The 21,971-nt window shown below is 71.0% G+C and carries 16 protein-coding genes; 7 read left to right on the plus strand and 9 right to left on the minus strand.

The genetic code is table 11. The annotated features are described in order from the left end of the window. Window positions 1–67: 67 nt before the first annotated feature. The gene (locus BUB75_RS33155) at window positions 68–904 is read right to left on the minus strand and encodes an undecaprenyl-diphosphate phosphatase (RefSeq protein WP_073262739.1); all 837 of its coding nucleotides are present in this window, start codon (window positions 902–904) and stop codon (window positions 68–70) included. After that, window positions 901–1,974 carry an LLM class F420-dependent oxidoreductase gene (locus BUB75_RS33160; protein WP_073262741.1) on the minus strand — a complete coding sequence of 358 codons (1,074 nt, stop codon included), beginning with the start codon at window positions 1,972–1,974 and terminating at the stop codon, window positions 901–903. The genes BUB75_RS33155 and BUB75_RS33160 overlap by 4 nt, the downstream gene beginning before the upstream one ends. Window positions 1,975–2,098: 124 nt before the next feature. Between BUB75_RS33160 and BUB75_RS33165 the strand changes: the two genes are divergently transcribed. From BUB75_RS33165 to BUB75_RS33170, 3 genes are all read left to right on the plus strand, one after another. Further along, a complete protein-coding gene (locus BUB75_RS33165; RefSeq protein WP_073262743.1) occupies window positions 2,099–3,067 on the plus strand; it encodes an aldo/keto reductase in 969 nt (322 codons plus the stop codon). Between the two features lie 103 nt (window positions 3,068–3,170). Next, window positions 3,171–3,371 carry a DUF5703 family protein gene (locus tag BUB75_RS46635; protein ID WP_178380036.1) on the plus strand — a complete coding sequence of 67 codons (201 nt, stop codon included), beginning with the start codon at window positions 3,171–3,173 and terminating at the stop codon, window positions 3,369–3,371. Window positions 3,372–3,422: 51 nt separating this feature from the next. After that, complete coding sequence (locus BUB75_RS33170) at window positions 3,423–4,418, plus strand: M48 family metallopeptidase (RefSeq protein ID WP_073262746.1); 996 nt, start codon at window positions 3,423–3,425, stop codon at window positions 4,416–4,418. 71 nt (window positions 4,419–4,489) lie between these two features. On the opposite strand, the gene BUB75_RS33175 is transcribed toward BUB75_RS33170, so the two are convergent. Both BUB75_RS33175 and BUB75_RS33180 read right to left on the minus strand, forming a co-directional pair. Further along, window positions 4,490–5,227, minus strand: coding sequence for a hypothetical protein (locus BUB75_RS33175; RefSeq protein ID WP_073262748.1), 738 nt, complete (start codon window positions 5,225–5,227; stop codon window positions 4,490–4,492). A 42-nt stretch (window positions 5,228–5,269) separates the two neighbouring features. Beyond that, a complete protein-coding gene (locus BUB75_RS33180; protein ID WP_073262750.1) occupies window positions 5,270–6,619 on the minus strand; it encodes a M20/M25/M40 family metallo-hydrolase in 1,350 nt (449 codons plus the stop codon). A gap of 192 nt (window positions 6,620–6,811) precedes the next feature. Here BUB75_RS33180 and BUB75_RS33185 point away from each other — a divergent pair, with 192 nt between their 5' ends. Beyond that, window positions 6,812–7,735, plus strand: a complete 924-nt coding sequence (locus BUB75_RS33185; RefSeq protein ID WP_073262752.1) for a hypothetical protein — start codon at window positions 6,812–6,814, stop codon at window positions 7,733–7,735. Here BUB75_RS33185 and BUB75_RS33190 read toward each other — a convergent pair. Further along, on the minus strand, window positions 7,728–9,221 hold the full coding sequence (locus tag BUB75_RS33190) for a flavin-containing monooxygenase (RefSeq protein WP_073262754.1): 1,494 nt from the start codon (window positions 9,219–9,221) through the stop codon (window positions 7,728–7,730). The two genes, BUB75_RS33185 and BUB75_RS33190, sit on opposite strands and share 8 nt — an antisense overlap. Before the next feature lie 91 nt (window positions 9,222–9,312). Between BUB75_RS33190 and BUB75_RS33195 the strand changes: the two genes are divergently transcribed. Both BUB75_RS33195 and BUB75_RS33200 read left to right on the plus strand, forming a co-directional pair. After that, the gene (locus tag BUB75_RS33195; RefSeq protein ID WP_073262756.1) at window positions 9,313–11,355 is read left to right on the plus strand and encodes an NAD(+) synthase; all 2,043 of its coding nucleotides are present in this window, start codon (window positions 9,313–9,315) and stop codon (window positions 11,353–11,355) included. Between the two features lie 1,646 nt (window positions 11,356–13,001). Further along, window positions 13,002–15,851: a helix-turn-helix transcriptional regulator gene (locus BUB75_RS33200; protein WP_073262759.1), complete on the plus strand. Its 2,850-nt coding sequence runs from the start codon at window positions 13,002–13,004 to the stop codon at window positions 15,849–15,851. 203 nt (window positions 15,852–16,054) lie between these two features. Here BUB75_RS33200 and BUB75_RS46640 read toward each other — a convergent pair whose 3' ends face one another. The 4 genes from BUB75_RS46640 to BUB75_RS33220 form a co-directional block, all read right to left on the minus strand. Continuing rightward, entirely contained in the window at window positions 16,055–17,836 is a 1,782-nt protein-coding gene (locus BUB75_RS46640; protein ID WP_073262761.1) for a DUF6328 family protein, read from the minus strand. A gap of 306 nt (window positions 17,837–18,142) precedes the next feature. After that, window positions 18,143–19,132, minus strand: coding sequence for a nitric oxide synthase oxygenase (locus BUB75_RS33210; protein WP_073262763.1), 990 nt, complete (start codon window positions 19,130–19,132; stop codon window positions 18,143–18,145). A 61-nt stretch (window positions 19,133–19,193) separates the two neighbouring features. Further along, window positions 19,194–20,741: an aminotransferase class I/II-fold pyridoxal phosphate-dependent enzyme gene (locus BUB75_RS33215; RefSeq protein WP_084742016.1), complete on the minus strand. Its 1,548-nt coding sequence runs from the start codon at window positions 20,739–20,741 to the stop codon at window positions 19,194–19,196. Further along, window positions 20,738–21,298, minus strand: coding sequence for a hypothetical protein (locus tag BUB75_RS33220; protein WP_073262765.1), 561 nt, complete (start codon window positions 21,296–21,298; stop codon window positions 20,738–20,740). The genes BUB75_RS33215 and BUB75_RS33220 overlap by 4 nt, the downstream gene beginning before the upstream one ends. A 255-nt stretch (window positions 21,299–21,553) precedes the next feature. Here BUB75_RS33220 and BUB75_RS33225 point away from each other — a divergent pair, with 255 nt between their 5' ends. Then, window positions 21,554–21,970, plus strand: a complete 417-nt coding sequence (locus tag BUB75_RS33225; protein WP_073262767.1) for a hypothetical protein — start codon at window positions 21,554–21,556, stop codon at window positions 21,968–21,970. The last annotated feature ends 1 nt before the right edge of the window (window position 21,971 follow it).

The following is a 21,971-nucleotide window of genomic DNA, read 5'->3' on the forward strand; positions in this document are numbered from 1 at the left end:
GCGTCCGTCCTTGAAGTCGATGGGGCCTTCGATCGAGGGGCAGTGCCGCCAACGGTACGTCGGGCGTTTACGTCGCGGAGATGACTCCGGTGCCGACCAGCAGCAGCACGATCGTGCCGAGCACGACCCGGTAGACGATGAAGACCGTGTAGCTGTGCTTGGCGATGAACTTCAGCAGCCACGACACCGAGATGTAGCCGACGATGAAGCTGACGACCCCGGCCGTGATCGTGGCCGGCCAGCCCACCCCGGAGGAGATCCGGTCGTACTCGTCGATGCCCTGCAGGATGCTCGCGCCGGTCAGCGCCGGGATCGACAGCAGGAACGAGAGCTTGGTGATCGTCACCCGGTCGAAGTCGCGCAGCAGCCCGGCCGACATCGTGGCGCCCGATCGGGAGATGCCCGGGATCAGCGCCAGGCACTGGACCACCCCGATGATCAGCGTGTCCTTCCAGGTGATGTCCTCCTCGTGCCGGCGCTGAGTGGCCGCCCGGTCGGCGAACCACATGACGCCGCTCCACAGGATGAGCGCGAACCCGACGAACCACAGGCTGCGCAGCGTCGTCTTGATCGCGTCCTGGAACAGGAACCCGACGATGACGATCGGGATCGACCCGACGATCACCGCGAGGCCGAACCGGAAGTCCGGGTCGGTCTTCGGGCGCTTGCCGAACAGCCCGGCGAAGAAGCCGACGATGATCCGGTAGATCGTGTCGCGCAGGAAGATGATCGTCGCCAGCACCGCGCCGAACTGGATGATCACGGTGAACGCGGTGATGTCCGGGTCGTCGATCGAGTAGCCGAGCAGCTTCTCGAGGATCGTCAGGTGACCGGTGCTGGAGATCGGCAGGAACTCGGTGAACCCCTCGACGGCGCCGAGGAGGATCGCTTCGAAGATGTTCACTGATGCTCTGCGTCCCCCGCCTTGGAGAGCCCGGCCAGGTGGTACGCCTCGTCGACGGCCCGCAGCGTGTCCACCGGGCCGACCTCCTGACCGGGGAACGCGGCCACCGCGACGGTCGTGACACCGGCATCGGCCAGCGCGCGCAGCCCGGACGCGATCCGCTCGACCGGGCCGAGCAGCGCGGTGCGGTCGAGGAACTCGAACGGCAGCGCGGCCATCGCGCCCGCGTAGTCGCGGCGGAGGTACTTGTCCTGGACCTCGGCGGCCTCGTCGGCGTAACCCATGCGGACGGCGAGCTGGTTGTAGAAGTTCTTCTCCCGGCTGCCCATGCCGCCGACGTAGAGCGCCGTGTAGCCGCGCACGGCGTCGGCACAGGCGACCGGGTCGTCACCGACCACGACCGGAACCGTCGCGACGACGTCGAAGCCGTCCATCGTCTTGCCGACCTTCTCCCGGCCCTTCCGGACCAGCTCCAGCTGCTCCGGACCGAAGTCGGTGGAGAAGAAGATCGCCAGCAGGCCGTCGGCGATCTCGCCGGTCAGCTCCAGGTTCTTCGGCCCGACCGCGGCGAGGTAGGTGGGGATGTACTCGCGCACCGGGTGGACGGTGAGCATCAGGGCCTTGCCCGGCCCGTCGGGCAGCGGCAGCCGGTAGTGCTCGCCGTCGTAGGCGACGCGACGCTTGCGCTCCAGCGCCATCCGCACGATGTCGACGTACTCGCGGGTGCGGCCCAGCGGCTTGTCGAACCGGACGCCGTGCCACCCCTCCGACACCTGCGGACCGGAGACGCCGAGCCCGAGCCGGAACCGGCCGCCGGACAGCGTGTCGAGGGTGGCGGCGGTCATCGCGGTCATCGCCGGTGAGCGGGCCGGGATCTGCATCACGGCCGATCCGATGTCGATCGTCTGCGTCTGGGCGGCGACCCACGCCAGCACGGTGGCGGCGTCCGAGCCGTAGGCCTCGGCCACCCACACCGACGACCAACCGAGACGGTCCGCCTCCCGGGCCAGCTCGAGGTTCGCGGCGTCGTTGCCCGCGCCCCAGTACCCGAGGTTCACCCCCAGCTTCACGCGCTGCTCCCGTCTGACTCGTGCACGGTGGTCCCGCCCGCCCAGCGGCCGACGAGGTCACGGCGCAGCGTAACGGCGGGTCGGTGCTCCGGTGTGGGGCGGGGCGACGGTAGCGTCCGCTGCCATGGAACTGCGTGCCCTCGGCCACAGCGGGCTGATGGTGTCCCGGCTCGCGTTGGGGACCATGTCCTGGGGGCGGGACACCGAAGCCGACGACGCCGCCGAACAGCTCAAAGCATTCACCGACGTCGGAGGGACGCTCGTCGACACCGCGGACGTCTACGCGGACGGCAGGGCGGAGGAGATCCTCGGCGAGCTGATCGGGTCGGTCGTGCCGCGCTCGGCGGTGCAGATCGCCACCAAGGCGGTCGCGGTGCCCGCCCTGCGGCGTCGGGACGCGTCGCGGGGCCACCTCCTCTCCGCGCTGGACGCCTCGCTCGCGCGGCTGCGGACCGACCACGTCGACCTCTGGCAGCTGCACGCCTGGGACCCGCACACGCCGCTGGAGGAGACCCTGTCCGCGGTCGACATCGCGGTCAGCACCGGGCGCGCGCGCTACGTCGGGATGTCGAACTACACCGGGTGGCAGACCGCGAAGGCCGCCACCTGGCAGCTCGCCCACGGCCGTCCCCGGCTGATCTCCACCCAGGTGGAGTACTCGCTGCTGGAGCGGGGCGTCGAGCGCGAGGTCGTGCCCGCCGCGCTCGACCTGGGCATCGGCCTGCTGCCCTGGTCGCCGCTCGGCCGCGGCGTGCTGACCGGGAAGTACCGGCACGGGACGCCGCCGGACTCGCGCGGCGCCTCACCGCACTTCGAGCGGTTCGTCGGGCGGTTCCTCGAACACCGGTCGGCCCGGGTCGTCGAAGCGGTCGCGACGGCCGCGGACGGCCTCGGCGTCTCCCCGCTCACGGTGTCGCTGGCCTGGATCCGCGACCGGCCGGGCGTGGCCGCTCCGGTGGTCGGTGCCCGGACGGTCGGTCAGCTGATGGGGTCGCTGCAGACCGAGTCGCTGACGCTGCCGGCCGAGATCCGCCGAGCGCTGGACGACGTTTCCGCGCCCGAATTCGGGTATCCGGAGCGCGACGGCGGGTGATTTTGTGGGGATATTGCGGCGCACCCCGCGCACAACGCGGGTCTTCGCGTGCACTCGTGCCAGTTGGCGGGCCTCCGGCCCTAAAAAGAGGCACTATGACGAGGTGCCCCCAGATTACGAATACGCACCGCTGAGGTTGCCACCAGGCACCGATCGGATGAGCGCACAGGTGGAGCTGACGATCCGCGCCGAGTACGGCGGCTGGGAGCTGGCGCGCGTCCGGCTCTACGCCGACGGTACGCGGAAGGTCGTCCTCCGCCGCCGCCGCTCGACCGGCTCCGCGTCCCCCGTCCTGGCTACCTGATCACTTGCCGTCCGCACATACGGTGGCCCCCGACGACCGAGGAGGCCATCGATGACCGCTGAGAACCCCGCCGAGCGTCGGCAGTTCCCCGGGATCAGCCCGCGGGCGTACGAGCACCCGGCTGACCGGGGTGCGCTGGTCGCGTTGCGGTCGGTGCCCGGTCTGCCCGCGGTGCTCCGCGCTCTGTCCGGCGCGGTCGGCGAGCGCCGCGAACGGCTGCTGCTGCTCGCGTCCGCGGTGAAGGTGACCCCGCGTCAGTTCTCGACCGTGCACGAGCTCCGCCTCGAGTGCGCCGCGACGCTCGACGTCGGCCCGGCGCCCGAGGTGTTCGTCCTGCGCAACCCCGACCCGATCGCGATGACCATCGGCATGGACACGCCGTTCCTCGTCCTGAGCACCGGGCTGATCGACCTGCTCGACACCGACGGGCTCCGGTTTACGATCGGGCACGAGATGGGGCACGTGCTGAGCGGGCACGCCGTGTACCGGACGCTGCTGCTGCACCTGACCAGCGCGTCGCTGAACCTGGCCTGGTTCCCGATCGGCTACTGGGGCCTCCGGGCGATCCAGCTCGCGCTCGAGGAGTGGTACCGCAAGTCCGAGTTGTCCTGTGACCGGGCCGGTCTGCTCTGCGGGCAGGACCCGGCGGCCGCCCTGCGCACGCACGCGCTGCTCGCCGGTGCGACCAGCACCGACCCGGAGGAGCTGGCCGAGTTCGTCGCCCAGTCGCGCGAGTACGACGCCGCCACCGACATCCGGGACAGCATCCTCAAGCTCGGTCACCTGGCCGGTCGGGCCCATCCGCTGCCCGCCCTCCGGGCGGCCGAGCTGCAGCGCTGGGCGGCCGGCGAGGAGTACGCCGCCCGGTTGAGGGGTGACTACCCGCGCCGGGCGGACGACCCCGACGCGTCGTTCGCCGCCGAGGTGAAGGCCGCCGCCGGGGCCTACCGGGACGCGGTGGCGTCCTCCAAGGACCCGCTGGCGAAGCTCGTCACCGCCGCCGGTGGCGCGGTCGCCGACGGCCTCAGCCGCCTCCGGCGTCCGTAAGCGGCCGTCGCGGGGGCGCGGCAGGGCGCCCCAGAAAATCAGCCCGTTACCGACGTAACGGGCCGATTCTCTTACCAGAGGCTGGCCGCGGGGTCGTTCACCGGCCCGCGCGGCGCGGTCGGGTCGCCGTACGCCGCGGCCGGCTCGTCGAGCGAGTCCTCGTCGACGATCTCCTCGTCCATCCGGTAGAGCTGGGCCTCGTCCGGCCCGAGCAGCAGCGGGTCGGGGATCGCGGTGGCCGGTGTATCGGCGAACGTGAGCGGCCGCCGCAGCGCGTTCACGACCAGGACGCCGTTCCCCGGCACCAGCTCCTCGGGGTAGGCGTCGAGCGCGGCGACCGTGCCGTCACCGGCCTGCACCAGCTCGTTGACCGCCTCGCCGACCTCGGTCACCGGCCGGGCCGCGTGGGTGGCGTCCACCGCGGCCCACGACGTCCGGCGCGCCTCGGTCGCCAGCGCGAGCAAGCGGGACGGCTGCGGGACGACGTAGTCGCGCCGGTGCCGGACCGACACCAACAGCGCACCACCGTCCGGCACGGGCACGGGCACGTCGGCGGGCGGCAGCACCGGAGGAACGGCCGGCTCCGGCGGCGCCTCGCCGTCCGACTCCAGGTACTCGCAGTCCCACGGCGTGACCTCGTCGTAGACCTCGCTGATCAGGTCGTCGTAGCGCACGGTGGCGTTGTTCAACGCGACGTAGGCACGCCAGACCTGCTCTTCCGCGGCTCCGGCGCGCAGCACGGCCCGATGGTGCCGGGCGGCATGGACGACCGCCTCCAGCGCCGCGTCGATCTGAGCTTCCGTAGACATCGCCTGGGCTCCTCGACGTGGAGAGGTCAACTGCGGACTGTGCTAGCTACGTGCGAGAAAGCGGTCGAGCACACGCACCCCGAACTTTAGGCCGTCAACCGGGACCCGCTCGTCGACACCGTGGAACAGCGAGGCGAAATCGAGATCCGGGGGCAGCCGCAACGGGGCGAACCCGAAGCATCGAATGCCCAGACGCGACAACGCCTTGCCATCGGTACCGCCGGAGAGCATGTACGGGACCGGACGCGCTCCCGGATCCTCGTGCCGCAGTGCGTCCGCCATCGCGTCGACCAGTTCACCGTCGAACGTGGTCTCCAGCGGGATCTGCTCCATCGTCGGCTCGACCTCGACGTCCGGCCCGGCCAGCTCCCGGATCGTGGCGAGAAACTCCTTCTCCTGGCCGGGGAGCACCCGCCCGTCGATCGCCGCGGTCGCCGTCCCCGGGATGACGTTCACCTTGTAACCGGCGTCGAGCATCGTCGGGTTGGCGGTGTTGCGCAGCGTCGCGCCGATGATCCGGGCGATCGGCCCGAGCTTCGCGATCACCTGCTCCGGCTCGTTCGGGTCGAGCTCGATGCCGAGCGCGTCGCTCGCCTCGTCCAGGAAGCGCCGGACGGTGTCGGTCAGCACGATCGGGAACCGGTGCCTGCCGATCCGGGCCACCGCCTCGGACAGCGCGGTGATTGCGTTGTCCTCGTGAGTGAACGAGCCGTGACCGGCCTTGCCGCGGGCCGTCAGCCGCAGCCACTCGATGCCTTTCTCCGCGGTCTCGATCAGGTACAGCCGAAGGTCGTCGGTGACGCTGAGGGAGAACCCGCCCACCTCGCTGACCGCCTCGGTGGCGCCCTCGAACCACTCCGGGTGGTGGTCGACCAGCCAGTGCGCACCGTGGACGCTGCCGGCCTCCTCGTCGGCGAAGAACGCGAGCGTGATGTCGCGCGGTGGTTTGCGCCCCTCCCGCGCCCACTGGCGGACGAGCGCCAAGATCATCGCGTCCATGTCTTTCATGTCGATCGCGCCGCGGCCCCAGAGGTAGCCGTCGCGGACCTCGCCGGAGAACGGATCGACCGACCAGTCGGCGGCGTTCGCCGGCACGACGTCCAAATGGCCGTGCAGGACCAGACCACCGCGCTCGGGGTTCGAACCCTCCAGGCGGGCCACCACGCTGGCCCGGCCGCGCTCGCTCTCGTAGATCGTCGCCTCGATGCCGACCTCGTCGAGTTTCGCGGCGACGTACTCGGCCGCGGCCCGCTCCCCCACGCTGGTGGCGGTCTCACCGGTGTTCGTGGTGTCGATCCGGATCAGGTCCCGGGCGAGGTCGAGAACTTCATCCTCGGCGGTGGGGGACCCGGCGGTCGGGCCGGACGGGGTCGGGGAGGCGGCGGAGCTCATGCGCCCTTGATACCAGCCCGGACGGAGCGACGGTCAGCCCCGGCGGTGGTCACCGGCGGTTGTGCGCGGAGGCGAAACGCCCCGGCAACACCGCCGAAGCTCTGCCGCAGATCTGTCTGGATACGGATAAGTCCCTATGAAGGACGATTCGCGCAGGCTATCTCTCTGGCCAGACGCTCTCGAGGAGGAGACATGCGCCCGTACTCCCGGCGGCTGGCCGCCGCAGCGCTCTGCGTGATCGGGCTGACGGCCACGATCGTGGCCGCACCGCAGCCCGCCTCCGCCGCCACCCCGGACGGCCCCAGCGGCCCGGTCATCTACCACCAGGGCACCTGGTACCTGCGCAGCACACCGACGACCGGCACCGCCGAGCAGTCGTTCAGTTTCGGCGTCCCCGGCAGCAACCTCGACCTGCCGGTGGTCGGTGACTGGAACGGCGACGGCTCGGAGACGGTCGGCATCGCCCGGATCGACCAGTCGGTGCCGTTCCCGTTCCGGTTCGTGTGGTCCCTGCGGAACACCAACGCCGCCGGCGACCCCGACATCACGTTCACGTTCGGCGTCCCCGCGCTGACCGACACGCTGCGGGGCCGCCCGATCGTCGGCAACTTCGACCCGTTCGACGACGCCTACGAGGTCGGCTACGTCTTTCCGACCGACGACGGCGGTCTGAACTGGATCATCCGGCGTGATCTGGCGCAGTCCTCGCCGGTCGTGACGTTCCAGTACGGCCGTAGCGCGACCGACACCCCCGTGGTCGGCGACTGGAACGGCGACGGCATCGACACCGCGGGCATCATCCGGGGCAAGCAGTGGATGCTCAACGACGAGGAGCTCCAGGGCGGCCAGGCGGACGTCAGCTTCACGTTCGGAGCGACCTCGTCGCCGATCCGGGAGCTGCCGGTCGTCGGTGACTGGGACGGCAACGGCACCGACACTCCCGCCGTGCTGCGCAACAACCCGACGACCCAGGTGACCGGCGGGTTCGAGGTGTGGCTCTACCGCAATGAAAACGCAGCGGGCCCCGCCGACGGCGGCTTCGTCTTCGGCAGCGACGTGTTCGCGATCCCACGGACCGCGCTGTTCGTGCCCCGGCTGGCGATCGAGGTCAGCTGACCCGCTCGGTCGACACGCCGGCCGTCTGCGTCCTGGCGGCCGGCGCGCGGCTGAACCGCATCGCACCGTCGTCGACCCGGCCGTGTTTGAGCAGTAATACGTCCCGCGGGTAATTCTGGTAGAGCCGCCACGGTGCCGCCGGGCCCTGGCGCGGCATCGCGTCGGCGTCGCGCAGCACGTACCCGGACTTCAGGTCGATCAGCGGGTCCGCGTCCGGGGGCACCGGCGGCGCCTCCGGCACGCAGACCGCGTAACCGTGGGCGTCCATGTGGCGGAGCAGCCGGGTGACGTACCGCGCGACCAGGTCGGCCTTGAGCGTCCAGGACGCGTTCGTGTACCCGACGGCCAGCGCGAGGTTCGGCACGCCGGCGAGCATCATTCCCTTGTAGGCGAGGGTCTCGGCGGGCACCATCTCCCGGCCGTCGACGGTGATCGTCGCGCCGCCGAGGAACAGCAGGTTCAGACCGGTCGCGGTGACGACCAGGTCCGCGGGGAGGTGCTCCCCCGACGTCAGGCGGACGCCGTCCGGCGTGAACGTCTCGATCTCGCCGGTCACGATCGACGCGGTGCCCTCGCTCAGCGCGGCGAAGAGGTCACCGTCGGGCGAGATGCACAGCCGCTGGTCCCATGGGTCGTACCGGGGCGCGAAGTGGGTGTCGACGTCGAAGCCGGGCGGGAGCTGCCGGAGCACGCCCGCGCGGAACACCTTCTTCATCAGCTCGGGCCGGCGTCGGCACAGCTGGTACGACAGCTGCTGCAACAAGACGTTCTTCCATCGCACCACCGAGGCGGAGCGCCGGGGCGAGATCCGGTCGCGCAGTGCGGCGGCGACCGGGTCGACGGTCGGCAGCGTCGCCACGTAGGTCGGCGACCGCTGCAGCATCGCCACGTGCGCGGCCGTCTCCGCCAGCGCGGGCACCAGCGTCACCGCGGTGGCGCCGCTCCCGATCACGACCACTCGCTTGCCGTCGTACTCCAGGTCGTCCGGCCAGCTCTGGGGGTGCACGACCCGGCCGGCGAAGCTCTCGATGCCGGGGAAGGCCGGGGTGTAACCCTCGTCGTACCGGTAGTACCCCGCGCAGAAGTAGAGGAACGAGCAGCTGAGCTCGGTCGTCCCGGCCGGGCTCTCGACGGTCACCGTCCACCGCGCGGTCTCCGACGACCAGGCCGCCGCGAGCACGCGGTGCCGGAACCGGATCGACCGGTCGACCCCGAACGTCCGCGCGGTCGAGACGATGTAGTCCCGGATCAGCTCACCGCGGGCGATGCCCTTGTCCTCGGGCCAGGGCCGGAACGAGTACCCGAGCGTGAACATGTCCGAGTCCGACCGGACGCCCGGGTACCGGAACAGGTCCCAGGTGCCGCCGATCGCGTCCCGCGCCTCGAGGATCGTGACGGTCTTGCCGGGGGTGAGCGCTTTGAGGTGGCAGGCTGCCCCGATCCCGGACAACCCGGCTCCGACGATGAGAACATCGACGTGCTCCATTCTCTGACCGTAGCAACGACTGGTGGCACGTTCTACGTCTGAAAGACTTGGGTTGTTTGAAACGCCGCACGGGGGGTCATCGCCACCGCTGATGGACTTCTACTCCGCTTACGATCAGGGCTTCTTCCGGGTCGCGTCGTGCGCGCTGCACACCGCGATCGCGGATCCCGCCGCCAACGCCGACGCCGTGCTCGCCGCGGCGCGCGAGTGCCACGACGAGGGGGTTGGCCTCGCGGTCTTCCCCGAGCTGACACTGTCCGGGTACTCGATCGAGGACCTGCTGCTCCAGGACACGCTCCTGGACGCCGTCGAGACCGCGCTCGGCACCGTGGTGGCCGCCTCCGCCGAGCTCCGTCCGATCCTGGTCGTCGGCGCGCCGCTGCGCTATCGCCACCGGCTGTACAACACCGCGGTCGTGATCCACCGCGGCCGGATCCTCGGCGTCGCACCGAAGTCGTACCTGCCGACGTACCGCGAGTTCTACGAGCGCAGGCAGACCGCGCCCGGCGACGACGTCCGCGACGTCATCCGGCTGGGTGGTGTGGACGTCCCGTTCGGGCCCGATCTGCTCTTCACCGCGGTCGACGTGCCCGGCTTCGTGCTGCACGTCGAGATCTGCGAGGACATGTGGGTCCCGATCCCGCCGAGCGCGGAGGCCGCGCTGGCCGGCGCCACCGTGCTGGCGAACCTGTCCGGCAGCCCGATCACGATCGGACGCGCGGAGGACCGCAAGCTGTACTGCCGGTCGGCGTCCTCGCGGTGCCTGGCCGCATATGTCTACGCCGCGGCCGGTGAAGGCGAGTCGAGCACCGACCTGTCCTGGGACGGACAGACGATGATCTACGAGAACGGGGTGCTGCTCGCCGAGACCGACCGGTTCCCGAGCGGCGAACGCCGCGCGGTCGCGGACGTCGACCTCGACCTGATCCGCGCCGAACGACTTCGTATGGGGACGTTCGACGACAACCGCCGTCACCACGCCGCCCGTCTCGACGGGTTCCGCCGGGTCGACTTCGCCGTCGAGCCCCCCGAGGGCGACATCGGGCTGCGGCGGACGCTCGCCCGCTACCCGTTCGTCCCCGCCGACGTGTCCCGGCTGGAGCAGGACTGCTACGAGGCCTACAACATCCAGGTGTCCGGCCTGGAGCAGCGGCTGCGCGCGATCGGGCAGCCGAAGGTCGTCATCGGGGTGTCCGGTGGTCTGGACTCGACGCACGCGCTGATCGTCGCGGCGAAGGCGATGGACCGGCAGGGCCGGCCGCGCAGCGACATCCTGGCCTTCACGCTGCCCGGCTTCGCCACCAGCGACCACACCCGGAACAACGCGGTCCGGCTGGCCGAGACGCTCGGCGTCACGTTCGAGACGATCGACATCCGCCCGGCCGCGACCCAGATGCTCACCGACCTCGGGCACCCGTTCGGACGCGGCGAGGAGGTCTACGACGTCACGTTCGAGAACGTCCAGGCCGGGCTGCGCACCGACTACCTGTTCCGGGCCGCCAACCAGCGCAACGGCATCGTGCTCGGCACCGGCGACCTCTCCGAGCTGGCGCTGGGGTGGTCGACGTACGGCGTCGGCGACCAGATGTCGCACTACAACGTCAACGCCGGCGTCCCGAAGACGCTGATGCAGCACCTGATCCGCTGGGTCATCGCGTCCCGCCAGTTCGACGACGAGGTCGGCAAGGTGCTGCAGGCGGTGCTGGACACCGAGATCACGCCGGAGCTGGTGCCGACCCGCGAGGGCGAGACCCCGCAGAGCACCGAGGCGAAGATCGGCCCGTACGCGCTCCAGGACTTCTCGCTCTTCCACGTGCTGCGGTTCGGCTTCGGCCCGGCCCGGATCGCGTTCCTGGCCCTCCATGCCTGGCGCGACTCCCACGCCGGTGAGTGGCCACCGAACTATCCGGAGGAGCACCGGAACGCCTACGACCTCGCGCAGATCCGGCACTGGCTCGAGGTGTTCCTGACCCGGTTCTACGCGTTCAGTCAGTTCAAGCGTTCGGCGCTGCCGAACGGTCCGAAGGTCTCGGCGGGCGGGTCGCTGTCGCCGCGCGGCGACTGGCGGGCGCCCTCGGACGCGTCCGCGCGGACCTGGTTGGACGAGTTGCACCGCGACGTTCCGGAGTCGTAACTGACCCGACGTGCCCGGGTGCGGCATTCACGTCCGGACGCTCCGGTAGGCCGAATCGGCTCACCGACCACACCGGACACCTCCTGTCCCAGGAGTACAGACGCTACGAGCGCTCCGTGAATCGACGTGAATGCCGCACTCGAATATTTGCAGCCCAAAGTGGACCTGTCTGTGATTACGGAGCGTTGATGGTCGCGCCCCGATCGGGCCGCCGAAAGGCCGCAGAAGGCGCACTTCACAGCGCCACTAGAGTCGGCCCCGAACGCAGGCTCCGAGGCGCCACTATTTGAATAGGATTTAAAACAAACCGCATTTTGAATTGCGCTCAAAAATTGCGACCTGGCTCCAAACTTAAGCGCGCTTAATACGGACGAGACTCGTATCGTAACAGAAAGTCGTTCGTTAGGGGTTCGCGGCTGTCCGCACGGCTCCCCCGACATCAGCCGAACCGGTGACGTGTTCGCGTCCGGCCGGCCCGCCTGCGCCTCCCTCTGCGCCCGGGCGCCCGCGGGCGAAATTGCGGCTGACGATTCTCTGATCGCCGGCTTCGCTGCGTATATCGGGGGCCAGCGAATCCCGCTGAGAGGCGCGTGAGAAGCCGCGGAACGGCGAAGGCTCACCGGGCAGGCGAGGCGCAGGAAAGCGCCGGAGAATTGGCCGTGGCGGCATCGTGTCGCAACGGGCGGTCGCGCCCGAGAAACTGCGGAAACACCAAAGACCCCGGTCGACGAGCGCGCGTCCTGCGGGGAAGGACGGGCTGTCGGCCGGGGCCTTTTGTCCGCGCGCCGGGGCGAGGCGACGATGGGATGACCATCCGGTGCGCGGAGAGCTGTCGGTGTTCGGAAGTACCGGTGTCGTCCCCGCCCTCGCCGGGCCGGCCACCGAACCGCTGATCAGCGGCGGGGCCGTAGCCCGACGAGACGGGACGTCTGCGAACGGCCGTGCGGGCCGTTCGGTACCCGCTCTCACCGGTGGGTTCCGGGAGCGGGAGCTGACCGCCTTCTCCCAGCACCTGGGCCGCGAGGGGCCGGTCCGGCACGGAGGGCGTGGTCAGCGGTGGTTCAGCGTCGCAGGGATAGGAATCGTCAAGGACCAGAAATGGTCAGCCGTGCTGCATGACACAACTCCTCGGGAACGCAGGAACGAGGGGGAATAGGCGAGAAGAAACGGAACTCAGACGTGGTGCATTGCGGAGGCAATGGCCGATCCACCACCGGCGACCAAAGCGGCCGCAGCGACAGCAATTGCCGTAGATACGGTGGCGACGATTCGTCCGATACGCATGATCTCTCCTTGAGGGGGAACCGAAAATGGATTCGGGTGCCCTAGGGGGTTCGCAAGATTTCGACGCGTCGTGTTCTCGGTCAATTCCGAGGACGGGAGTAACCATTCCACGGCTCACCGTAATGGCAACCCTCTTAAGGTAAATGAAAGGTTCGACTTAACCCCGCCGGGCGCCGACCGATCACCCGGAGCGCCACCCCTCGAGCGGCGGGCGGAGCAATTCGGGAATGCATTTCCGACAGGACCGTTTCAACGAGTTGCGTACCGAATGGGGTAGAGTTGAACCGAACGACATGAGTTGTTCACGCGCTTCCGTGCGTGACTCACTTGTTCACTCTCCGTCCGCGCCCTATCCTGAGTAAGTGACGATCTCTCCGGTCCCCGGTTCGTTGATCGGGCGTGACCTGGAGATCGCGAAGTTCGACCGGTGGATCACCGGCTGCCTTCAGGGCGACGGTCGCGCGGTCCTCATCGACGGCGAGCCCGGCATCGGCAAGTCCACATTGATGCGAACGGTGTCCCTTCAGGCCGCCGAGGCCGGCTTCACCGTCTACCGGGGCGCAGGCGATGAACTCGGCCAGGCGCTGCCCCTGTTGCCGTTCCTCGACGCGCTCGAGGTCCGCGAGTCCACGACCGATCAGCGCCGCCGTGCGGCGCTCCAGCTGTTGCGCGGCGAGTTCTCCACCGGCGCCGCGGTCGACGCGGTCACTGCGGCGTCCGAGCAGCTGTTCGCGCTCATCGAGCAGCTCTGCGAGCAGTCGCCCACATTGCTCGTGATCGACGATCTGCAATGGGCCGACCCGACCACGGTCGCGCTCTGGGGCCGGCTCGCCAAGGCCGCTCGGCAGCTCCCGCTCCCCCTGCCGCTGTTCCTGCTCGGTCTCGCCCGGCCGACACCGCAGGGCGACAGCCTCCGGGCCCTGCGGCGAGCGGTCGAACCGGGTGAGCTGGTCCGGCTGGGCCCGTTGGCCGACGACGACGTCACCGCGCTGCTGACCAGCCTGACCGGCGCCAGGCCCGGGGCAGAGCTGACCCGGCTCGCGGACGGCGCGGCGGGTAACCCCCTCTACCTCACCGAGCTCATCGGCGCGCTGAGCCGTGGCTCCTATCTCACCGAGACCGAGCCGGGCACGGTGGACGTCGTCTCCGGTTCGGCTCCGCGAACGCTGACCGCTGCGATCGCCGACCGTCTCGGGTTCCTCTCCGAGAAGGTCCGCGGCGTACTTCGGGCCGCGGCGCTGCTCGGGGTCCGGTTCGCCGTCGACGATCTCGCGCTCGTGCTTAAGCAGAGCGTCACCGATCTGCTGCCCTCGCTGGAAGAGGCCATCGCCGCCGGTGTCCTCGCCGACACCCCCGAGGGCCTCGGCTTCCGGCACCCGCTGATCCGTACAGCGCTCTACGAGGAGCTACCGGCGTCGGTCCGCTCCGCATTGCACCGCGACGCCGGTCGCGCACTTGCCGCGGCGCACGCGCCGGTCGAGCGTGTCGCCCGGCAGTTGCTCTCGGCCGACGATCCGTCCGGCCCGCGCCTCGGTCCGCTCGAGCCGTGGGTGCAGGACTGGCTGGCCGAGGCCGGTCCGGCCCTGGTCGCGCAGGCGCCGCAGGCGGCGGCCGACCTGCTCCGCCGCGCCACCACGGGCTGGCCCGCCCGCGCCGCGGACGACGTGTTGTCCACCATGCTGGCCAACGCGTTGTTCCGCCTCGGCAACGCTCCCGAGGAGGCGGTGCAAGTAGCCGTCGCCGCACTCGACCGCGTCACCGACCCGGACCTTCTCGTCGAACTGCACTGGATCCGCAGTCAGGCGCAGATGCAGGTCGGCGAAACTCCGGAGGCTGTCGAAGCGCTCCAGAAGGCGTTGGCCGACCCCTCGCTCAGCTCCCGGCACCGGGCACGGCTGCTGATCTCGGTCGGACGGGTCCACCGGATGGTCGGCCAGGTCCAGCTGGCGGAGAAGGCCGCTGAGCAGGCCCGGACGTTGGCGATCCAGTGCAACGACCGCTGGGCGCTGGCCTGGGCACTGCACCTTCTCTCCATCGCGAAAGTCACTCGCGGCGGCAGCGCGGAGAGTCTCTCGCTGTACGACGACGCCATCGCGGCGACCGCCGACGACCTCTCGTTGACCGATCTCCGCCTCCTCGTCCAGATCAACCGGGCGATCTGGCTCGGCGACCTGGACCGGTACCCCGAAGCGCTGGAGGCACTCAGGGAAGTGCGCGACGAGGCTGCCCGGGTCGGCAGCGCGATCCGGACGGCCCAGGCCTACACCGCGCTCTGCGAGCTGTACTTCGAGAACGGTCAGTGGGACGACGCGCTGGCCGACCTGAACGCGGTGCCCGACGAGGCGCGGGATCAAGCGTCCGCCTGCCAGCACCGCGGGATGGTGGCCGCCATCTACTTCCACCGCGGCGAGAGCGAGGCCGGCCTGCGCAACCTCGCGATCTCCGAGGCGCACGAGCAACTGCTCGGCCTGCGGGTCATCGCGGCGCCCGCGCTGGCGCGTTCCCTCCGCTCCGAGCAGGCCGGCCGGCCGGACGAGGCCCTTGCGAGTCTCCTCGACAGCCTCACCGGTGAGGTCGAAGAGCTCGACGAGATGGAAGGGCTTCTCCCGGACGCCATCCGTCTCGCGGTGGAGTGCAACAACCCGGACGGCGCGGCGCACGTTCTCCGCCTGGCCAATGAAGCAGCGGCTCGCTCCGCGAACCCGCACCGGGTCGGCACCGCGCTGTACTGCCGGGGCCTGCACGACGGAGACGCGCAACTGCTGCTCCAGGCCGCCGAGCAGTACTTGGTCGCCGGGCGTCCGCTCTTTCGTGCCGCTGCTCTGGAAGCCGCTGCCGCGCGATTCGCCGAGCTCGGGGAACGCGCAGAAGCCCGCGCCGCGTTCAGCCGCGCGCTCGACGGCTACCAGGCCCTGGATGCCAGATGGGACGCCGCTCGGCTGCAAAATCGGTTCCGGGAGTACGGGATCCGGCGGGCGCCGCGGGTCAAGCACCGCCAGGTCCGGTCCGGATGGGACAGCCTCACTCCCACCGAGGCGAAGATCGCCGAGCTGGTCACGCAGGGGATGTCGAACCCGCAGATCGCGGCCCAGCTGTTCCTGTCGCCGCGCACCGTGAGCACGCACGTCTCGCACATCCTGAGCAAGCTCGACCTACGCTCGCGGATCGACCTGGCTCGCGAAGCCGCACGTCGGGCCGAGTCTTCCTCATAGCCGCTGTCGCTGACCCGCGAGCGGTGGAAAATCGTTGGTGCTATCACGACCGCGATTTGACACCGCTCGTACGCGCACTCGGGCGGACCGCGGACACCGAAGCGCCGCCGGAGCGGGTTGCTCCGGCGGCGCTTCGACATCTCCGAGGGGACCCGGTTCAGCCGGGGGGCCGCCTCGCGGCGGGCGCCCGGCCGAACCGCCCCCTATGTCCCCTCGGGGGTCGGGTAGCCGTGTCGCGGCGGCGACGCGTGCGGTGGGGTGACGCGCGCCCGCCCGATCACGCCGTCGCGGGCGGCGTCGGCTGCGGGATCGGACGGGCCCTCGGCGGTGAAGGGCCCGGCCGGCGCGGGGTCTGCCAGGGCGGGGCCGGCACTGGCAGGTCCGGCCGCGCCGGCCGGAGAGGGAGCGGGCTCCCCGCCGGCGGCGGGGAGCCCGGTGGGTGCGGGACCGAGAGGTAAAGCGAGGCCGAACTGCGTGACGCCGTCTTCGGCCCGGCCGTGCTGCATGCCGTCACCGGCTCGGCCGTTCTGCATCCCGTCGTCCGCGCGGAGGCGGGGCACGTCACCGGTCGAGAACCGCGGCACGTCGCCGGTCGTGTAGCGAGGAATGTCGCCGGTCGAGTAGCGCGGGATGTCACCGGTCGAGTAGACGGGCAGGTCGGCGCGGGAGATCCCGTGGTGGCGACCAGGCGCCGGGCCCTGCGGCCCGCGGGCGGCGGCGCCGTCGAACGGCGTCGCGTACGGGCCGGTCCGTCCGTGCGGCCCGGGGCCACCGAACTCTCCGGGGCCGCTGAGCGGAACGGGGCCGCCGAGCGCGCCGCCGAGCGGCGTCGAACCGTATGCCTCGGGACCACCGAGCGGGCCGGGACCGGAGACCGGGCCTAGGGCCAGCGGACCCAGCGGGTCCACCGCCGCGTACCCGCCGGTCGGCGACCCGATGCCGGGCGGCAACTCGCTACCGTTGCGGCCGGCCGCGCCGGTGGGGACGCCGGTGCCGGAGCGGAGGCCGCCGACGGCGCCGACGGGGCCGCTGACAGGGGCGGGGACGGCGGCCGGGGCCTGGCCGTTCCGGCCGTTCCGGGCGGTCCAGCCACTCCCGGGCGCACCGGCGGGGTCCGGCGGCACCGGGTACGAGCCGTTCGGGCCCGTCGCCGCACCGGGCTGCGGCGACGGGCGGTCGAAGCCGACCACCGGGAGCTGGCCACCCGGGTACCCGAGCTGGTCGGAGGTGGCCAGCGAAGGGTGCGGTGCCGGCATCATCGGCAGCCGGGGCGCGGGCCACGTCGGGCCGGGACGCAGCTGCGGAGGGTGGGGGCCAGGCAGCGACCGCTCGGCCTCGGCGACCGGTCGTGTTCCCAGCGCGGGGGACGCGCCGGCCGACGCCGAACCGTCCAGCCGCTCGCTGTGGAGCTTCTGGCTCGCGACCTCGAGCGCGGCGATCGTCGCCTCCTTGCGGCGCCGCCTCTGCCCCACGCGTGCCCAGCCCGGCGCGAGATACCACCAGGTGAGGAACCAGAGCAGCGTCCCGGCGGTAATCCAGAGCGCGTACGAGGTGCCCATCACGACGTCGAGAATGAAGAGCAGTACGCCGTTGAAGGCCAGCATCAGCAGCGTGACGCCCCAGAACGCGAACTTGCTGGACGCCCGGACGAGCTGCGCCTCGAGCCGGCGGCGGAACACCAGCCGGTGGAACGGCGCGGGGGCGATCAACAGGCAGGTCGCACCGGCGACGAGAACCAGGCTCACCACGTAGACCGTGCGCTGGAAGCGCGTCGTCTCGTCGAAGCGGCTAGTGAACGCGAGCGTCAGCAGGAAAACGAGGAGCAGCTGCGTGCCGATCTGGGCGGCCCGGACCTCGTGCAGGATCTCGAGGTAGTTCCGGTTCCACCGCTGCGTCGGCGTCTCTCGCGTCCGCGGGTCGCGCGGCTCGGACCGATCGCCGGACCGGCCGGAGACCGCGTTCCCGGCGGTCAGTTGCTTGGCCATCGTTAACCCCACCCTTCCGGCGTGACGGGCCCGGAGGCGGGTTCCGTCGCTGGTGAAAGACTCGTCTAGCGCGGGTCAGGAGACATCGGTCGACTGACGTACTCGCGAAGGCCCGCTCTGGCGCAGCGGTTGCGCAGGCACGAACACGATCGAGTCGCTCGTGCGGTGCTCAGGGGTACCGCAGACCGGGCACAGTGGACCGGTCAGCGTCGGCCCCCACCCTTCGGCCGCGGACGGTGGATAACTCGGCAGATGAGACACCCAGTGGCGCATGGCGATGCTCTTTCCGGAGAACGGAGGGACGGACTACACCGCTGCTTCGAGGCGGCGGCGCCCGTGGTACGCGGAGTCCGCGGTGACCGCGACCGCGCCGGCGGGCGGCGGGACGTCGATCGGGCGGTACACCGGCCGGGGGCCGGGTTTCCGCCGCGGGAGGTAGCGGTGGTAGATCTCCAGCCGGGCCGAGGCGGTCGGCGGCACCATGCCCGCGCGTCCGAACGAGTGCAGGATCGCCTGGTGCAGGACCCGCGCGGCCTCTTGGAGTCCGAAGCCTTCCGGCCTGCTGCCCTCCCGTCCCAGGCACCGCGCGATCATCGGCAGCGCGTTGTACCGGTTCTGGTCGGCCAGCTCACGGCAGGCCATCTCGAACGCGACGTAGAAGCCGGAGAACGCCACCGGGTACGCGAGCGTGTCGGTGAAGTGCAGCCGGTGGCGCGACAGCGCGGGCACCGCGTACCACCGCAGGCCCAGCTCGGCGAACCAGGCGTACCCGGGGTGCTCGAGGTTCACCTCCAGCACCCGCTCGGGTGAGAGCTCGTATGCGATGACCGGTCCCTCGTGCACGCGCAGCAGCAGCGGCAGGACGTCGAACGGCCCGGGGAGCAGCCGTCCGCCGTCGACCGGACGGCCGCCCGGCCATCCGGCCCGCAGCGCGAGCGTCGTGAGTTCGATGTGCCGGGGGTCGCCGAGGATCGTGCCGTCGGCCTGCCGGTAACCGGCGTAGCCGACCAACTGGTCGTTGAGGATCTCGACGCCGGGGTCCAGCACGGTGGCGACCGACCGGATCCGTCCGTCCCTGGTGGCGACCCGGAGGTGTTCGGCCAGCCCGGAGGCGACTGCGTCCGGGTCGGTCACCCCCCGCAGGTCCCGCACGTGCAGGCCGCGCCAGCGCAGCCGGCCGATGCCTCGGTCGGCGTTCGCCCAGGCGACCCGCGCCGCCCAAGCCAGTTGCTCGGTGGTGGGAACGGTCGGACCGGCAACATTTCTCCGGTCCGCCGCGACGACCTCGATCCTCACTTCGGCACCTCCGTAGGGGTCGGGCTCAAGAGCGCCGTCCGCAGGGGTCGGTCGAAAGAACTCAGTCGCGCAGCACGCTGACCGTGGCGAGCGTCGGATCGGCGGCGCCGTGGATGTGCATGCCGGTGGAGACCGCGCGCTCGAGGGCGGCGACCGCGTCGCGGTCGAGCCGCTCTCCGGGCATGACCGCCGGGACTCCGGGCGGATAGGGGGTGATCGGCTCGGCGCTGGTGCGTCCGACGGCCCGCTCGAGCGGGATGTTCTCGGTCGCCGCGAAGTGCGCCTCGCGCGGTGTGCAGACCTGCTCGCGCGGGGCGAGCAGCGCCGCCACCAGCTGACCGTCCCAGGCCGGGCGCAGCCGCCGACGGGGACGGCAGGAGAGCGTCCGCAGGGCCGTGACCAGCGCGTCCACCACGTCCGGGGAGGTACACGTGGTGATCGCGACGAACAGGTTGCTCTCGTCCGAGCCCTCGACGGCCACTGCGGGGTGGAGTAGCCCGCTGGTACCGAGCCCGGGGCCCGGCGTCCGCAGCAGTTTTTCGAGAGCGAGGCCGGTCAGGCCGAGCCCGCGGACGCTGACGACCAGCCGCAGCGGGTCGAACCGCTCCCGGGGGACACCGAGGTCTTCGGCCTCGGCGACCCGGACGCCGGGGATCGCGGCGAGCCGTCGCCGCGCGTCGGCCACCAGGTCCAGCGTCCGGTCGAGCAGGATCCGGCCGCGGCTGACCATCGTGCGCCGGGCCTCGTCGATGCTGGCCAGGACCGGCAGCAGCGGACTGGTCGTCTGCGTCATCTGGACCGTGCGGCCGATCCGGCCGGCGTCGATCCGCTCGCCACGGACCAGGATGAGCGCCGCACCGGACGGTGCGGCCAGCATCTTGTGGGCCGAGGTCACTGCGACGTCGGCCCCGGCGGAGATCGCGTTCTCCGGCAGGTCGGGGTGGAACGGCAGGTGCGCACCCCAGGCCTCGTCGACGAAGAGCGGCGCGTCGTGGCGGTGCGCGACCGCGGCGAGCGCCCGGACGTCCGAGCAGGCACCGGCGTACCCGGGGCTGACCATGCTCACCAGGCTCGCGCGGTGTCCCGTCGCGGCCAGGTCGGTGAGCGCGCGGTCCAGCGAGATCGGGTCGATGCCGAGGCTGATGCCGAAGCCGCCCTGGTCCAGCCGCGGCGTCACCCAGTGCGGCGTCGCGCCGGACAGCACCAGTCCGGCCAGCGTGGAGGTGTGGCTGTCGCGGGCGACGACGACGTGGTCGGCACCCGGGTTCTGCTGCTGTGCCAGGTGCACGGCGCGGTTGCCGCCGGACGAGCCGTCCAGCAGGAACAACGCCTCGTCGGACCCCCAGGCCTTGGCGGCGAGCGCCTCGGCCTCGCGGCGGGCCGTGGTCGCGTCGGCCGGGGTCAGCCAGACGTCGGACGCCAGAAACGTGCTGCCGAGGAGGTTGCGCAGGCCGGGTCCGACCGTACGGCCGCCGGCGTGACCGGGGACGTGCAGCGCCCCGGTCTCACACCCGCGGTACCGGATGATCGCGTCGACCAGCGGGGCGGAGCCGTGAGCGGCGTCGTACAGGACGGGCCGGTCACCGGACGGGAGGGCAACGGCGGTCATCGGTTCGCCGTCCTTTCACCGATGACCGCCGTGCCGCCGACGGCGCCGGACGGGCCGGCGCTCGGGGAGGGGGCGATCGATGCGGACTTGGTGGACTTACCGTTGGGCGCCAGGATCATGTAGGTCATCAGCGCGAAGATCGCGGCCATCGCCGCCCACTTCCCCGCCGGCACCACGACGCCGTTGGCCATCTTGTCCATGATCAGGACGCCGACCTGGAGGAAGACGATCCAGCCGAGGGTCACCGTGCCCAGCTCGGCCCACTGCAGGCTCGCCGCGTAGACGGCGAACAGTCCGAGGAACGCGATCGCGCCGGCCGACCACCAGAGTTGGTGACCGTTGTCCATGTAGCGCATCGCGCAGTAGCTGCCGACCAGGTCGAGGCCGGCGAGCGCGATGATCGCGCCGACAGCCATCGGGGAGAACTCGAGACTCTTGCTGGCGACGATCGGTTCGGCCAGTGCCGACGCGACGGTCGGTTCGGACAGGGCCGCGGGGAGACGGAACACGTCGGCAACGGGTGCCGGCGTCGCGTCCAAGGTCGTGTAAATGGCCATCAGCGCTCCACCTTCCTCACAGACGGTGCCCGTGAGGGTTCCGTCGCTGGTGGTTACGCTCGTCTACTCAGCGTGAGGAGACATCGGTCGACTGACGTAGACGCGAAGCACGCAGCACGGCTCCGCCGTACGTCTGCGGGAATTGCATTGCAGGTAGGGCGGGTTGGCAGCGCGGTCTTCAGTCGAACGGCCGAGTGAACGATGAACCCACGGATCGCCGCGGAGAAAGGTTCACGGGCTCGATAAGGTCGCCCGATGTCCGACCTTCCCCCTTCGCCCGCGCGGACCGCCGTACACCAGGTCGCCATCGGGCTCATCGTCGTCGGTGGGCTCGACTTACTGCTCGGCCTGCTCGCGTGCTGCAGCCGGGTGGCTCGCCTGGGACAGAACGGTTCGACGATCTCGTCGGACGCGGAGGCAGCCGGCTACCTGACCGCGGTCGCCGCCTCGCTGCTGTCGTTTCCGCTGGGCGCCGTGATCCTGGCCGCGGGCATCGTCCTGCTGCGAGGCAAGTCCCGGACGTTCGGCATCGTCGGGGCGATCGCGGCGCTGGTGCCGCTGTCCTGCTGCTTCCTGGTGAGCATCCCGGTCGGGGTGTGGGCGCTGATCGTGCTGAACCGGGCCGATGTGAAGGCGCTGTTCGCCGGCTATCCGCCGCCGCCGCAGTGGTGAT

The organism is Cryptosporangium aurantiacum, from assembly GCF_900143005.1.
GTDB classification, from domain to species: domain Bacteria; phylum Actinomycetota; class Actinomycetes; order Mycobacteriales; family Cryptosporangiaceae; genus Cryptosporangium; species Cryptosporangium aurantiacum.